Consider the following 15254-nt stretch of genomic DNA (forward strand, 5'->3'; position numbering starts at 1 on the left):
TCCCCCGGGGACGGGCGGGGAGGGGCGGCGGGCGGAACACCGTCGCGCGCCGCACCCGGGTCAGCTCTCGTTCCCTGCGCCCTCCGCCGCCCGTATCGCGTCGCGGTAGACCCGGGCCGCGGCCCGCAGCGCCGCCTCCGGGTCGGTCCCGGACTCCTCCGCCCGCGCCGCCAGCGCGAGCAGTTCGTAGCCGATGCCCTCGCCGGCCGGCAGGGGCACGTCCAGCCCCGCCGTCCGGGCCCGTGAGGCCAGCTTCGCCGCCAGTGCCAGGCCGGGCTGGCCCAGCGGCACCCCGTCCGTCACCGAGCTGCGGCGCTTCTCCTCCGCCTTGGCCCGCAGCCAGTGCGCCTTGACGTCCTCCGGGGTGGCCGCCGTCTCCTCACCGAAGACGTGCGGGTGCCGGTGGATCAGCTTGGCCACGATGCCGCCCGCCACGTCGTCGACGGAGAAGGGCTGCTCCGGGTGCTCCTCGGCGATCCGGGCGTGGAAGACGACCTGGAGCAGCACGTCCCCCAGCTCCTCGCGCAGTTCGTCCCGGTCGCCCTCCTCGATGGCCTCGACGAGCTCGTACGCCTCCTCGATGCCGTACTTCGCCAGGCCCTTGTGCGTCTGCCGGGAGGACCAGGGGCATTCGGCGCGGATGCGGTCCATGACCTGCACGAGGTCCAGCAGACGGGCGCCCGGCAGGTCGTAGGAGGCGGGCAGCAGCTCCAGCTCAGGCATCCGGACGCGGCCGGTGCCGGCCAGGCGGGCCAGTCCGTCGGTCAGCGCGGGCTCGCCCTCGCCGGTGGCCACGACCACCACCGTCCGCCCGCCGGCGCAGGCGCCGACGAGGTCCTCGGCGGCCGGCGACGCCTCCTCGACCGGTATCCCCGCCTCCCGCAGATACGGCAGCTGCGGGTGCGCGCCGTCCGCGCACAGCACCCGGTCGGCCGCGTGCAGGAGCTGCCAGGCCGGCCAGGACAGCAGGCCGGGCGCCACGCGGTGGCTGGTGGTGAGCAGGACGATGCGGCCGGGGGCGGCCTCCGGGCCCGGTGCGGAGCTGATTGCGTTCACGGTCCGAAACTAGCCCACGTCGCCGGCAGGGCCCGAGTTGTCCACAGGTCGGCCGTCCGTCTGCCGTCGGTTGTCCACAGGCCGGCTGTCCGCGGGCTGCCCGCGAGCCGGCTGTCCGCGGGCCGGCCGCCCGCGGGCCGGCTGTTCACGGACCGGCCGCCCGCGGCAAGGGGGCCCCGGAGGCGTTCGGCGGCCGGGCGGACCGTCAGAGGGCCTCCGGGATTCCGGCCGGGGTGACGTCCCGTACCCACGGGGTCCTGGCGTCGACGCGGCTGCTCTTCTCGGCGTCCCAGCTGCCGTAGCGCGGGTTGAGGTCGACGTCGAGCTCCCTGCCCGCCTCGGACAGTGCCTTCCAGAACTCGGGCCGGCTGGTGTCGGTGCCGAGCCGCCGGGCGAGCTGCTGGGCCTGCAGCTGGAGGCGGAGGTTGTCGTCGAGGCGCTGCGGCGGGATGCCGTACTGCTGCAGCCAGGCCGCCTCCAGCGCCTCGGCGCCGCCGGCCTGCTGCTCCAGCCCGGACCGCATCTCCTGGACCTCGCGGCGCGTGACGCTCACGCCCGCGTCCCGCGCGGCGCGCTCCAGCACCCGGTCCAGCACCATGGCGTGCAGGGTGTCCCGGGTGAGGCTGCCGGTCCGGGCGACGGCCTGCTGGTACTGGGCCTTGTCGGGGACGGCCGCCCGCTGGGCCGCGCGGACCTCGTCGACCCGGTTCTCCAGCTGCGACACGGTGATCCGCTCCCCGCCGACGACGGCCGCCGCGCCGGGGTGCGCGTCGTTTCCGCAGGCGGTGAGCAGGGGCGCCGCTGCGGCGATCGCGGCGGTGAGGAGGAGCGCGGTGCGACGGCGGCGGTGCAAGGAGACCTCCTGAGGGGAGCTTGTGCGGCGGTGCACAAAGTCTTGCGGTGATCGATGGTAGGCATCGGCCAAGCTCTGGCCAACCCATTCGACCAACGATTCACGGGGACTTCCGGCACCGCCGCGCCCGCACCGCCTCGCCGTGCGGCCTGTTTGCGGCCGACTGCCCCGCTATCCGCGCACCTGTCCCAGCCACTGCAGGGTCCGGCGGACCTCGGCGGCCAGCGGGTGTCCGGGACCGTGGACGCGCTCCACGTCGTGCAGCAGCCGGACCAGCGTGTCGTGCGCGGCGGCGCGGTCGCCGAGGGCGAGCAGCAGGTGGCCGATGCGGCGGCGGACGTCGTGGGCGAGCCGGGGATCACCGGCGGCCACGTACTGGTTCTCGTAGTACGCCAGCAGCGCCCGGTACTCGGCGAGCGCGGCCGCCGGTTCGCCGAGCTGCTCCAGGCACTGCGCGGCCTCGTAGCGGTGGCGCAGGGACTGCGGGTCGGCCTGGCCGGCCTCGGCGGCGCGTTCGTCGGCGAGGCGGCGCAGCTCGGGCAGGGCGCGCCGGTACTGGCCGTCGTCCAGGAGCGTGGCCGCGTACTGCTTGCGCAGAGTGCGCACGACCGGGGAGTGCTCCCCGTGCTGGTCGGCGGCGACGGGCAGGATCGAGCCGAGGATGTCGACGGCCTGGGTGATGCGGCCCTCGCCGAGCAGCCGCTTGACCTCGTCCACGGCGGCGGCGACATCGGCCTTGCCCGCCACGGGCGCGGACGGCGCGGCGGGGGCGGGCTGGGGAGCGGGCGTGCGCGCGCGGTCCGGCCAGGGGGCATGCGGGCGCAGGAAGGGGCGGGTGGGGTCCAGGGGCGCGCCGGTGGGCGTCCCCCGCGCGGGGAGCAGCTGCGCGAGGTGTTCGTAGACCTCCTGCGCGGAGTCCGGGCGGTGCTGCGGGTCCTTGGCGAGCAGGCGCAGCACCAGGGTCTCCAGCGCCTCGGGGACCTCGGGGCGGATCCGCCGCACGGGCACCGGCGGCTCGTACAGGTGCCGGTGCAGCACCCCGAGCGCCGTGGAGCCGGCGAACGGCACGTCGCCGCTGAGCAGTTCGTGCATCAGCACCCCGAGCGCGTACAGGTCCGTGTACGGGCCGACCGCGCCGCCCATCGCCTGCTCGGGCGCCATGTAGGCGGGCGAGCCGATCGGCGAGCCGGTGTGCGTCAGCCGCGTGGTGTCGCTGTCCATGACGGAGGCGACGCCGAGGTCGAGCACGGTGACCGTGCCGTCCTGTTTCACCATCACGTTGCGCGGCTTGAGGTCGCGGTGGACGATCGGCACGGCGTGCACGGCGCTCAGCACGGCGCACAGCTGCGCGGCCACCGCGACTGTCCACTGCCACGGGTACGGGTCGTGCTCGGCGAGGTGGTCGCCGAGGTCGGCGCCGTCGACGTACTGCATGACGAGGAAGAGTTCCTCGCCCTCGCTGCCCGCGTCGTGCACGGTGACCAGACCGGGGTGGTCGACCTGCGCGGTCACCCGGCACTCGCGCACGAAGCGGCGGCGCAGCTCGTCGGCCTCCTGGCCGGCCACCTTGTCCGGGCGCAGCAGCTTCACCGCCACGCGCCGGTCCAGCCGCTTGTCGTAGGCCGTCCAGACCTGTCCCATGCCGCCCTGTCCGATGAGCGTGGACAGTTCGTAGCGGCCGGCGACGACACGTCCCGTCGTCACGCTCACCTTCCGCCCTCGTGGCTGCCGTGGCCGCCCTGCTGCCCGTCCTGGCGGCGCAGGTAGTCGCTGAGTTCGTCGAGCTCGGCACGCACCTGGTCGATCCGGGCCGGCGCGGGACGCTGCGGCGGCGGGGTGTGGGGCGCCGGGGTGTGGAGCGCGGGCGGCTGCTGCGGTACGGGCGTGGGGGCGTACGGCGGGGCGGACTGCGGATAGCCGTACGAGGAGGGGACGCCCGGGGAGTGGACGCCCGGGGAGTGCAGCGTCGTGGTGTGGGGCGCCGGGGGTGCCTGGACCGCGTAGGGGCGGGGCCGGCGGTGGAAGCGTATGTCCACGGTCAGGAAGTAGGCGCCGGCGGCCGCGCCGAGGATCAGGACCGCGGCCAGGGCGACGTCGGTGCGGTAGTCCGACTCCGGCAGCGAACCGACCACCGCCAGGCCGGTGATCGACGCCGGGATGCTCAGCCAGGCCACCGTCCAGTCGAGTATCCGCCCCCGCAGGATCGCGACCCGGAACAGCGGCACACAGGCCAGCAGACCGCACGACAGGAAACCGGCGGCGGCGAACAGCACGCGCAGGGTGATGACCGTTGCCGCGCTGCGGGTGGGCGGCGCCACGCCGTGGCCGTACATGACTGCTCCTGGACGGGTGTAGCCGATGGGAACCCGGCTGAGAGTCCGAGCGTATAGGCCCACGGGGACAACCGGTCCCGGGATGTACCGAACCGTTGCCGTCGGGGCCCGGGTGCCGTCCGGTCCCGGGTGCCGTGACCAGCGGCCGCCCGGGACCGTCCCTCCCGCCCGGGACCGGCCGGGAGGGACGGTCCCGCCGGTCAGGCCGTCGTACATCCCGCGGGCGAGTCGCCCGCCGGGCCGGACCGCCTGCCTGAGCGTCCGCTCGAACTCGTCGAGGGCCCGGAACCGGGCGCCGTGGTGCCGCTGTTCGTCCAGCGGGAGCCGGGGCGGCGGAGGCGGCGGACGTCGAGCCGGGTGGCGGTGGACGCGCCCACCGGGGGCGTCCTGGCCCTCGACTCCCTGGGCCGACCCGACCGGGGCCCACCACGGGTGAGGGTCAGGACCGCTCCTCGGCGTTCAGTCCGCCGGCCTCACCGGCGGGACCCCGCGGCCACCTGTGCTCCGGGGGCCGGGCCATCGGACGCGACGGGTCGGGTCAGGCGCCGCACTGCTGCAGCATCTCGGCCTTGTCCGCTGCGGTGACCGGAAGTTCGTACTTCAGCGCCACTTGCGCGAAGCGCACCGAGTACGCGCAGCGGATCGCCTTCTCGGGCGGGAGCCAGGACGCCGGTCCGGAGTCCCCCTTGGCCGAGTTGGCCCGGCCCTCGACCGGGATCAGGTTGAGGGTGTCGTTCGCCAGTTGCCTGCGTTTCTCCTCCGGCCAGCGCGAGGCACCCATCTGCCAGCCGTAGGAGAGCGGCACGACGTGGTCTATCTGGACCTCGGAGGCCTGCTGTTTGCGCCACTCGATGGTCCTGCCGGTGTACGGGTCGGCCAGGGTCATGGCGACCACCACGCAGTCGGAACCGGACCGGAAGCGCAGGTCCCGGCCATCGCGCTGCAAGAGATCGTTTCGGGTGTCGCAGCCGTTCCTCGCCAGCGGGACCCCGTCGGCCGTGTCCATCCAGGCGTAGCCGAACTCGTCGCGGTCGTACCCCGTCTTCGGTCCGCGGCCCTTGGTCGCCACCTGCTCGATGAGTCCGACGGCCTCCGCCCGGTCCGTCCCGCCGGTCACGGGGGCGAGACCCGGTGCGGTGCCGTCGGGGTTGTCCAGAGGGCTGACGGCGCGCCCGCTTTCTCCGCCCGCCGGGGCGTCCGCGCCCTGGAGTCCGTCGCAGCCGGCGAGGAAAGCCGCCGCGGCGATCACCGCCGCTCCCGTGCGCCGGGTCCTCGCGCCCCACCTCATGTGTCGCGTCACCGCGCCCCTCCTTCGTCCTCCTGAACACCTGCCCCGACGGGGGCGGGCCGATCCGGAGGTTCACCGTAGCGAGGTGAGACCCGGCCCCGGCGGAGAGATCCAGGCCATGCCGGATCCCCATGGGCATTCATCGTAAACCGCGCGTATCGTCTGTTCTGAGTCATCTCCGGAAGGAGCTCTGCATGGGCATCCTCGACAAGTTCAAGAGCAGCAGGGCGGCGCGCGACAAGGTCAAGCGGGCCTCGGACGCCGCGGAACGGAAACTCAACGAGAGGACCGGCGGCAAGTACGAGGACCGGGTCGACACCGGGCAGGAGCAGGCCGAACGCCGGCTCGGCATGGACCGCGACCGTCCCGACCGGCCATAGCACCTCGAGCGTCCGCCAGGGCCGTCCACGGCGACTTCCGCCGTGGACGGCCCCGTCACGCGGACGTCGGGAACCGGACGCCGGGAACCGGACGTCAGGAACCGGACGTCAGGACCCCAGAACCGACGCCAGGAACTCCCCGACCCAGCCCAGCAGCTCCCGTCCGACCAGCGGCTTGCCGCCCACCTTCGCGGTCTTCGGCCGCGGGACCAGCACCTGGTGGGCGGTCGGTTTGATGACCGTGCCCGGATACAGGCGCTTGAGGCGCAGCTCCTGCGACTCGCGCAACTCCACCGGCGCGAAGCGGATGTTCTTGCCCTGGAGCACGATCTCGCCGACGCCGCACGCGCGGGCCAGCATCCGCAGGCCCGCCACCAGCAGCAGGTTCTCCACCGGCTCGGGGAGCTTGCCGTAGCGGTCGGCGAGTTCCTCGCGCACGGCCTTGACGTCGTCCTCGGTGTTGGCCGAGGCGATCGCCCGGTACGCCTGGAGGCGCAGCCGCTCCCCGGGCGCGTAGTCGTGCGGGACGTGCGCGTCGACGGGCAGCTCGATCTTGACCTCGAGCGGCGGCTCCTCCTCGGTCCCGCCGGTCTCCAGCTGACGCCGGTAGTCCGCGACCGCCTCCCCCACCATCCGCACGTACAGGTCGAAGCCGACGCCGGCGATGTGGCCGGACTGCTCGCCGCCGAGCAGGTTGCCCGCGCCGCGGATCTCCAGGTCCTTCATCGCCACGTACATGCCCGCACCCATCTCCGTGTGCTGGGCGATGGTGGCCAGGCGTTCGTGCGCGGTCTCGGTGAGCGGCTTCTCCGGCGGGTACAGGAAGTAGGCGTAGCCGCGCTCCCGGCCCCGGCCGACCCGGCCGCGCAGCTGGTGGAGCTGGCTGAGGCCGAAGTTGTCGCCGCGCTCGACGATCAGGGTGTTGGCGTTGGAGATGTCGATGCCGGACTCGACGATGGTCGTCGACACCAGTACGTCGAACTTCTTCTCCCAGAAGTCGACGACGACCTGCTCCAGCGCCGTCTCCGACATCTGGCCGTGGGCGGTGGCGATGCGTGCCTCGGGCACGATCTCGCGCAGCCGGGCCGCCGCGCGGTCGATCGACTCGACCCGGTTGTGGATGTAGAAGACCTGGCCCTCGCGCAGCAGCTCGCGGCGGATGGCGGCACCGATCTGCTTCTGCTCGTAGGGGCCGACGAAGGTGAGCACCGGGTGGCGCTCCTCCGGCGGGGTGGTGATCGTCGACATCTCGCGGATGCCGGTGACCGCCATCTCCAGGGTGCGCGGGATCGGGGTGGCGGACATGGTCAGTACGTCGACGTTGGCGCGCAGCTTCTTCAGCTGCTCCTTGTGCTCGACGCCGAAGCGCTGCTCCTCGTCGACGATGACCAGGCCCAGGTCCTTGAACTTGGTCTCGGAGGCGAACAGGCGGTGGGTGCCGATGACGACGTCCACCGAGCCCTCCCGCAGTCCCTCCAGGGTGGCCTTGGCCTCGGTGTCGCTCTGGAAGCGGGACAGCGCCTTCACGCTCACCGGGAACTGCGCGTACCGCTCGCTGAACGTGCCGAAGTGCTGCTGCACCAGCAGCGTGGTGGGGACGAGCACGGCGACCTGCTTGCCGTCCTGGACGGCCTTGAAGGCGGCCCGCACCGCGATCTCGGTCTTGCCGTAACCGACGTCGCCGCAGATCAGGCGGTCCATCGGGACCGACTTCTCCATGTCCTCCTTGACCTCGGCGATGGTGGTGAGCTGGTCGGGGGTCTCCACGTAGGGGAAGGCGTCCTCCAGCTCGCGCTGCCAGGGCGAGTCGGCGCCGAAGGCGTGGCCGGGGGCGGCCATGCGGGCGCTGTAGAGCCTGATCAGGTCGGCGGCGATCTCCTTGACCGCCTTCTTCGCGCGCGCCTTGGTCTTGGTCCAGTCGGCGCCGCCGAGGCGGTGCAGGGTGGGGGCCTCGCCGCCGACGTACTTGGTGATCTGCTCCAGCTGGTCGGTGGGGATGTAGAGCCGGTCGCCGGGCTGGCCGCGCTTGGCGGGGGCGTACTCCACGACCAGGTACTCGCGGGTGGCGCCCTGCACGGTGCGCTGCACCATCTCGACGTAGCGGCCGACGCCGTGCTGCTCGTGGACGATGTGGTCGCCCGGCTCCAGAGTGAGCGGGTCGATGGTCTTGCGGCGCCGGGCCGGCATCCGGGCGCCCTCCCGGCCGGATGCCTTCTGCCCGGTCAGGTCGGTCTCGGTGAGGACGGCGAGCCGGAGCACCGGGTCCACGAAGCCGTGGTCGATGCAGCCGCAGGCGACGTGCACGACGGACGGGGTGATCTCGCCGAGGCCGGTGTCGAGACGGGCCGCGATGCCCTCGCCGCCCAGCACCTCGACCGTCCGTGCGGCCGGGCCGTGGCCCTCGGTGACGAAGACGGTGCGCCAGCCGTCGGCGAGCCAGCCCTTGGTGTCGGCGAGCGCCCGCGCGGTGTCGCCGCGGTAGGCCTCGGGGGCGTGCATGCCCAGTTTGAGGGTGTCGCCCGCCGCGCCGGCGGCATACGTCTGCGTCAGCTCCTCGTCGGCGGCGAACGGGGACACCGACCACCACATCATGTCCAGCTCGCGGGCCCGCTCACGGACGTCCGCGATGGACCACAGGGAGGCCGCGCCCACGTCGATGGGCGCCTCCCCGCCGCCCGCGGTGGCCGCCCAGGAGGCCTGCAGGAACTCCTGCGAGGTGGCCACCAGGTCCGAGGCGCGGGTGCGTACCCGCTCGGGGTCGCAGACGACGGCCATGGCGCCCCCGGGCAGCACGTCCAGCAGCAGCTCCATGTCGTCGACGAGGACGGGGGCCAGGGACTCCATGCCCTCGACCGCGATGCCCTCGGCGATCTTCCCGAGCAGTTCGCCCAGCTCCGGGTGGAGCTCGGCGAGGGCCCGCGCGCGTTCCCGTACGTCCTCGGTGAGCAGCAGCTCGCGGCACGGCGGTGCCCACAGACCGTGCTCGGCGACCTCCAGGGAGCGCTGGTCGGCCACCTTGAAGTAGCGGATCTCCTCGACGTCGTCGCCCCAGAACTCCACGCGCAGGGGGTGTTCCTCGGTGGGCGGGAACACATCGAGGATGCCGCCGCGCACGGCGAACTCGCCGCGCTTCTCGACCAGCTCCACCCGCGCGTACGCGGCGGCGGCGAGGGCCTCGACGATCTCGTTCAGGTCGGCGCTCTGCCCGGTCCGCAGGGCGACGGGTTCCAGGTCACCGAGCCCCTTGACCTGCGGCTGGAGCACCGACCGCACGGGGGCGACGACGACGGAGACCGGGCCGGTCCCGGGGTCGTCGGGGCGGGGGTGGGCCAGGCGGCGCAGCACGGCCAGGCGGCGGCCGACGGTGTCGCTGCGGGGGCTGAGCCGCTCGTGCGGCAGCGTCTCCCACGACGGGTACTCCACGACCCCCTCCGACGGGAGCAGGGAGCGCAGCGCCGCGGCCAGGTCCTCCGCCTCGCGTCCCGTCGCCGTCACCGCCAGCACGGGCCGGCCGGTCTCACGGGCCAGGGCGGCGACCGCGAAGGGGCGGGCCGCGGGCGGGCCGACGAGGTCGACGTGCATGCGGTTGCCGTCGGCAGCCGCGGTGATCGCTTCCGCGAGGGCGGTGTCCTTGACGACGGCGTCGAGCAGACCGTGCAAGCTCATTCGGGGCGCTTTCCGTCCGGGGGGTGTGCAACACGACGGGCCCGACGCGCGCTGCGGGCCGGGGGTGTCCAGCGTACGACGCCGCGCTCGCGGGCGCCGGGGCTGTGGACGACGTCCGGCGAGGGGTGAGCGGAGCCGGTGCCCGGCCCTCCCGGGGGCCGCCGCCCCCGAGGCCCCCGCACCGGCCGTGAACGGACCGCCTCGGGCCGCCTCCCCGTACGCGGGACGGGGGCCGGTCCTACCGGCGGCCCCGACGGCCCCGACGGCACAGAATCCGGCGCCGGGAAGTCCTGAAGGACTTCCCGGCGCCGGGTGTTCCCCCGCAACCCCCGTGTGCGGTGGCTACTCGGTGGCGATGGCGTTCAGGACGTTCATGCGGCCGGCCCGGAAGGCCGGGACCAGGGCCGCGAACAGCCCCACGAACGCCGAGCCGATGAACACGCCGATGATCGTCGGCCAGGGGATCTCGAGAACCTTCAGGCCCTCCAGGGCGAGCAGCTGCTGGGCGGTCGCGCCCCAGCCCATGCCCAGTCCGAGGCCGAGCAGCGCGCCGAAGAGGGCGATCACGACCGACTCCATGCGGATCATGCGGCGCAGCTGCCGGCGCGAGAGGCCGATGGCGCGCATCAGGCCGATCTCCCGGGTGCGTTCCACGACCGACAGGGCCAGGGTGTTCACCACACCGAGGATCGCGACGACGATCGCCAGGGCCAGCAGACCGTAGATCATGTTCAGCAGCTGGCCGATCTGGTCCTTCAGCGCCTCCTTGTAGTCGGTCTGGTCGCGCACCGTGTACTGCGGGTAGTCGTGCAGCACGTTCTTCAGCGACGTGTACGCGGCCTCCTCCTGCCCGTCCTTCGCCGAGACGAAGAGCAGCGAGTCCAGGGGCATCCTGTCGGCCGGCACGTACCTGGCGAGGGTGTCGATGGACGTGTACATCGCCCCGGAGTCGACGACGGCCTCGCTGCTGGTGATCGCCCGGACCGTCAGCGCGCCCGTCGAGCCGCCCTCGAACGCGATCTCGATCTTCGAGCCGATGCCGATGCCGTGGTCCTTCGCGAAGTCCTCGTGGACGGACATCGAGTCGGGCCGGTAGGCGTCGGTGAGCTTCCCGGCCACCGTCTCGGTCCGCAGGTCGGTCGCGTAGGTCGGGTCGGCCGCCGTGATCGCCGTGTCCTTCAGCGTCTTCCCGTCGGGGGTGGTGAAGTCCGCCTCGGTCCACTTGTACTCGGTGACCCGGTCCGCCTCGGGTGCCGCCTTCACGGCCTCGACGGCCTGCGGGGTGATCAGCTGACCGCTGTCGGACTGGATGATGAAGTCCGCGCCGACGGTCTTGTCGAGCTCGTCGGTGGCGGAGGCCACCATGGAGGAGCCGACCACCGACAGACAGGCCACCAGGGCGAGGCCGATCATCAGTGCGGCACCCGTCGCGCCGGTGCGGCGCGGGTTGCGCAGGGCGTTGCGCTCGGCCATGCGGCCCACGGGGCCGAAGGCCCGCAGCAGGACCGCGCCGAGGACCCGGACCACGCCGCTCGCCAGCACCGGGCCGATGACGACGAAGCCGATGAGGGACAGCACCACGCCCAGGCCCAGCCACAGCGAACCGTCCGCGGCCTTGTCTGCGGCACCCGCCAGGTAGAGGGCGGAGCCGCCGGCGCCGGTGAGGAGCAGGCCGGCCGCGGCGCGTATCCAGCCGGCCCTGGCGTCCGCCGGGGTGCCGGCGTCGCGCAGCGCGGCCATCGGGGAGACCTTCCCGGCCCGCCGGGCGGGCAGGTAGGCGGCGAGCACGGTGACGACGACGCCGAGGAGCAGTCCGAGCGCCGGAGTCGTCCAGGCCACCGTGAGGTCGTCCGTGGACAGCTCCATGTCCATCAGGCCCATGAGCTTCATCAGGCCGACCGCGAGACCGACACCCGCGCCGACCCCCAGGAGCGAGCCGAAGACGCCGAGCAGCAGCGCCTCGACCAGCACCGAACGGTTGACCTGCTTGCGGGACGAGCCGATCGCCCGCATCAGGCCGATCTCCCGGGTCCGCTGGGCGACGAGCATGGAGAAGGTGTTGATGATCAGGAAGATGCCGACGAGGAAGGCGATCCCGGCGAAGCCGAGCATGGCGTACTTCATGACGTTCATGAATTCGCCGACGCTCTCCTGGTTGGCCTCGGCGGTCTCCTCGGCGGTCAGCACCTTGTAGTCGCCGCCGAGCCGGTCCGCGACGTTCTTCTTCAGCTGTGCGTCGCTGACGCCGGCCGCGGCGGTGACGTTGACGTTGGTGTAGACGCCGTCCTCGCCGACCAGGGTCCGCTGGGCGGTCGGGGTGTCGACGTAGAAGAGCGCGGCACCGGGGTTGGTGACGGTGAAGTCGGCGATGCCGGAGATCTTCGCGGTGTGCGTGCCGACGACGTTGATCACGCCGATCTCGTCCCCGAGCTTCAGGCCGTGCTTGTCGGCGGTGTCGGCGTCGACCATGATCTGGTCCGGGCCCTCGGGCGCCGCGCCGGAGGTGATCTCCATGGTGCGGGCGTCGTTGTCGTTCCAGCTGCCGACGATGGTCGGGCCGCCGCTGGTGGGCGAGAGGCTGTCCCGGTCGCCGTCGACGACGGTCACCGAGGTGGAGAACACCGTGCCCTCGACCGACTTCACCCCGTCCGCACCGCGCACCTCCTCGAGCACGGAGGCCGGTATCACCGGCGGCTTGCCGGTGTCGGAGGTCGTCTCGCCGGTGTCGGAGGCGCCCTTGGCGCTCACCGTGACGTCCGACGACGTGGCGGCGAAGAGCTTGTCGAACGTCGTGTTCATGGTGTCCGTGAACACCAGGGTGCCGCACACGAACGCCACCGACAGCAGCACCGCCACCGCGGACAGCGCCATGCGCCCCTTGTGCGCAAGGACGTTGCGCATCGAGGTCCTCACCACGGTCATGACGTGCGCCCCCGGGCGTCGAAGTCCTTCATGCGGTCCAGGACCTGCTCGGCCGTCGGCTGGAACATCTCGTCGACGATGCGGCCGTCGGCGAGATACAGCACCCGGTCCGCGTAGGAGGCGGCGACCGGGTCGTGGGTGACCATCACGATGGTCTGGCCCAGCTCGTCCACCGAGCGGCGCAGGAAGCCGAGCACCTCCGCGCCGGCGCGCGAGTCGAGGTTTCCGGTCGGCTCGTCACCGAAGATGATCTCCGGCCGGGCGGCCAGTGCCCGCGCGACGGCGACCCGCTGCTGCTGGCCACCGGACAGCTGCGTCGGCCGGTGCCTCAGCCGCTCGGCGAGCCCGACGGTCTCCACGACCCGGTCCAGCCACGCCCTGTCCGGCTTGCGGCCGGCGATGTCCATGGGCAGCGTGATGTTCTCGAGCGCGTTGAGCGTCGGCAGCAGGTTGTACGCCTGGAAGATGAAACCGATCCGGTCCCGGCGCAGCCGCGTGAGCTTCTTGTCCTTCAGACCGGTGATCTCGGTCTCGTCCAGATGGATCTGACCACTGGTGACGGTGTCGAGCCCGGCCAGGCAGTGCATCAACGTGGACTTGCCGGACCCCGAGGGGCCCATGATCGCGGTGAACCGGCCGCGGTCGATGTCCACGTCGACGTGGTCGAGGGCGACGACACGGGTCTCACCGGACCCGTACGCCTTCACGACCTGCCGCGCCCGCGCGGCAACGGCCGTACGCCCTCCAGTGCCCCCGTGCCTGGGAATGGTCACAGCCGATGTCACGGTAAGTCTCCTATGTCGGTCAGCAAATGAAAGCGGTGCCCCGGCGGCCACCGTCATGTCCGGCGGTCCCGCGGTGCGTGTTCGTGCGACGTGTTCTCAGTCTCGCGGTGGACAGGGGCCGGGCGCCCTGGTGCCCGGCGCAGTCTTCTCCTGAGGAAAACCCCACCCCCGGTGCTGTGCTCAACCGCCCCCCGGCGGCATAAAGCCAGGTTAAGGACGGCCTCCCCCGCCTCTCGTCCTCCGCCGGTACGAACCCTCCCCGAGCCGTAGTACGGAGGTACCCCTAGGGGCCGTCCACCGGTGGGCGGAGACCGCCTCGGGGTCGTCTCCTCCCGACGGCCCACTCGGGCTCCGCCCTCCCGCGGCGTCGGGGTCGAGTGCGAAGCTGTCGGCGGCAGACGGATGCAGGGGCCACGAAACGGCGAGGAAGGGACTTCCGGGTGGACGGCACCAGACCGGTCGCACGCGACAGCGAGCGCCCCGCGGCGGCCGGACGGCGCGGAGCCGTCGTCGCCGCGCTGATGCTCACGATGGCCCTGGCGGCGCTCGACTCCACCGTCGTCTCCACGGCCGTCCCCCAGATCGTCGGCGACCTCGGCGGCTTCTCCTACTTCTCCTGGCTGTTCTCCGGCTACCTGCTGGCCGTGACGGTCTCCCTGCCCGTCTACGGCAGGCTCTCCGACACCTTCGGCCGCAAACCGGTCCTCGTCGCGGGCGCCGCCCTGTTCCTGCTGGGCTCGTTGCTGTGCGCGCTGGCCTGGAACATGGCCGCGCTCGTCGCGTTCCGCATCGTGCAGGGTCTGGGCGGCGGCGCCCTCCAGGGCACGGTGCAGACGCTCGCCGCCGACCTGTACCCCCTGCGGGAACGCCCGAGGATCCAGGCCCGGCTCTCCACCGTCTGGGCGGTGTCGGCGGTGGCCGGCCCCGGCATCGGCGGACTGCTCGCCGGCTACGCCGACTGGCGCTGGATCTTCCTCGTCAACCTGCCCGTCGGAGCGGTGGCGCTGTGGCTGATCGTGCGTCACCTGCACGAGCCGGAGCGGGAAAGACGCCGCCCCGCGCGCGTGGACTGGGCGGGCGCGTGCGCGGTCTTCGCCTGCGGCGGCGTCCTCCTCACCGCTCTCGTGCAGGGCGGGGTCGCCTGGCCCTGGCTGTCCGCCCCCTCCCTCGCCCTGTTCGCGGCGGGAGCGGCGCTGCTGGCCGTCGTCCTCGTGGTGGAACACCGCGCCGAGGAGCCGATCATCCCCGGCTGGGTGTGGCGCCGCCGCACCATCGCCGCGGTCAACCTGGCGCTGGGCGCGCTGGGCCTGCTGATGGTCGCCCCCACCGTCTTCCTGCCCACCTACGCCCAGGCGGTGCTCGGACTCGCCCCCGTGGCCGCCGGATTCGTGCTGTCCGTCTGGACGTTGACCTGGCCGCTCTCGGCCGCGCTCAGCCAGCACGTGTACCGCCGCGTCGGCTTCCGCAACACGGCGATGCTCGGCATCGGCACGGCCGCGCTGGTCCTCTTCGCGTTCCCCTTCCTCCCCTACCCCGGCCAGGCCTGGCAGCCGGCCCTGCTGATGTGCCTGCTGGGCGCGGCGCTCGGCCTGTTCCAGCTCCCCCTGATCATCGGCGTGCAGTCGTCGGTGGCGTGGGAGGAGCGCGGCACGGCGACCGCGTCGATCCTCTTCTGCCGGCAGACCGGCCAGACCGTCGGAGCGGCCCTCTTCGGCGCGGTCGCCAACGGCGTCCTGGCCACCCGCCTCGGCGGCGCGAGCGGCCTGGACCCCGTCACCCACGCGCTGGAGGCGGGCACCGTCGCCGAGGCGACCCGCCGGGCCGTCGCGGACGCCGTGCACGCGGTGTACCTGGGCGCGGCGGGCGCGGCGGCACTGGCGTTCGTGGTGCTGCTGGTGCTCGCACCGCGCACGTTCCCGGTGCTCAAGGACCGGTCCGGCCCCTCGTGACGGACCGCCCGCCGTGCCCCTC

The 15254-nt window shown here is 73.0% G+C and carries 10 protein-coding genes; 2 read left to right on the forward strand and 8 right to left on the reverse strand.

The genetic code is table 11. The features are described 5' to 3' along the window. Positions 1–60: 60 nt before the first annotated feature. From ACF07S_RS07345 to ACF07S_RS07365, 5 genes are all read right to left on the reverse strand, one after another. On the reverse strand, positions 61–1056 hold the full coding sequence (locus tag ACF07S_RS07345) for a nucleoside triphosphate pyrophosphohydrolase (protein WP_391973648.1): 996 nt from the start codon (positions 1054–1056) through the stop codon (positions 61–63). Between the two features lie 205 nt (positions 1057–1261). Beyond that, positions 1262–1909, reverse strand: coding sequence for a SurA N-terminal domain-containing protein (locus ACF07S_RS07350; protein ID WP_391963575.1), 648 nt, complete (start codon positions 1907–1909; stop codon positions 1262–1264). 171 nt (positions 1910–2080) lie between these two features. Beyond that, the gene (locus tag ACF07S_RS07355; RefSeq protein WP_391963930.1) at positions 2081–3577 is read right to left on the reverse strand and encodes a protein kinase; all 1497 of its coding nucleotides are present in this window, start codon (positions 3575–3577) and stop codon (positions 2081–2083) included. A 38-nt stretch (positions 3578–3615) separates the two neighbouring features. Continuing rightward, positions 3616–4242 carry a hypothetical protein gene (locus ACF07S_RS07360; RefSeq protein ID WP_391973649.1) on the reverse strand — a complete coding sequence of 209 codons (627 nt, stop codon included), beginning with the start codon at positions 4240–4242 and terminating at the stop codon, positions 3616–3618. Between the two features lie 538 nt (positions 4243–4780). After that, positions 4781–5530 (reverse strand): HNH endonuclease family protein, encoded by a 750-nt coding sequence (locus tag ACF07S_RS07365; protein ID WP_391973806.1) that lies wholly within the window; start codon positions 5528–5530, stop codon positions 4781–4783. Positions 5531–5724: 194 nt separating this feature from the next. Between ACF07S_RS07365 and ACF07S_RS07370 the strand changes: the two genes are divergently transcribed. Continuing rightward, positions 5725–5910, forward strand: a complete 186-nt coding sequence (locus ACF07S_RS07370) for an antitoxin (RefSeq protein ID WP_391963577.1) — start codon at positions 5725–5727, stop codon at positions 5908–5910. Between the two features lie 108 nt (positions 5911–6018). On the opposite strand, the gene mfd is transcribed toward ACF07S_RS07370, so the two are convergent. From mfd to ACF07S_RS07385, 3 genes are all read right to left on the reverse strand, one after another. After that, positions 6019–9576: a transcription-repair coupling factor gene (gene mfd / locus ACF07S_RS07375; protein WP_391973650.1), complete on the reverse strand. Its 3558-nt coding sequence runs from the start codon at positions 9574–9576 to the stop codon at positions 6019–6021. Positions 9577–9918: 342 nt separating this feature from the next. Further along, the gene (locus tag ACF07S_RS07380) at positions 9919–12498 is read right to left on the reverse strand and encodes an ABC transporter permease (RefSeq protein ID WP_391973651.1); all 2580 of its coding nucleotides are present in this window, start codon (positions 12496–12498) and stop codon (positions 9919–9921) included. Further along, positions 12495–13283 (reverse strand): ABC transporter ATP-binding protein, encoded by a 789-nt coding sequence (locus ACF07S_RS07385; protein ID WP_391973652.1) that lies wholly within the window; start codon positions 13281–13283, stop codon positions 12495–12497. The genes ACF07S_RS07380 and ACF07S_RS07385 overlap by 4 nt, the downstream gene beginning before the upstream one ends. A gap of 440 nt (positions 13284–13723) precedes the next feature. Between ACF07S_RS07385 and ACF07S_RS07390 the strand changes: the two genes are divergently transcribed. After that, positions 13724–15232, forward strand: coding sequence for an MFS transporter (locus ACF07S_RS07390; protein ID WP_391973653.1), 1509 nt, complete (start codon positions 13724–13726; stop codon positions 15230–15232). Positions 15233–15254 lie beyond the last annotated feature (22 nt).

Origin of the sequence: Streptomyces sp. NPDC016640, assembly GCF_043076215.1 — a bacterium.
Taxonomy (GTDB): Bacteria; Actinomycetota; Actinomycetes; order Streptomycetales; family Streptomycetaceae; genus Streptomyces.

Bases quoted from the DNA above. Each gene is read 5' to 3' on its own strand.
- ACF07S_RS07360 (WP_391973649.1), bottom strand. From the start codon at position 4,242: ATGTACGGCCACGGCGTGGCGCCGCCCACCCGCAGCGCGGCAACGGTC.
- ACF07S_RS07365 (WP_391973806.1), bottom strand. From the start codon at position 5,530: ATGAGGTGGGGCGCGAGGACCCGGCGCACGGGAGCGGCGGTGATCGCC.
- ACF07S_RS07370 (WP_391963577.1), top strand. From the start codon at position 5,725: ATGGGCATCCTCGACAAGTTCAAGAGCAGCAGGGCGGCGCGCGACAAG.
- mfd (WP_391973650.1), bottom strand. From the start codon at position 9,576: ATGAGCTTGCACGGTCTGCTCGACGCCGTCGTCAAGGACACCGCCCTC.
- ACF07S_RS07380 (WP_391973651.1), bottom strand. From the start codon at position 12,498: ATGACCGTGGTGAGGACCTCGATGCGCAACGTCCTTGCGCACAAGGGG.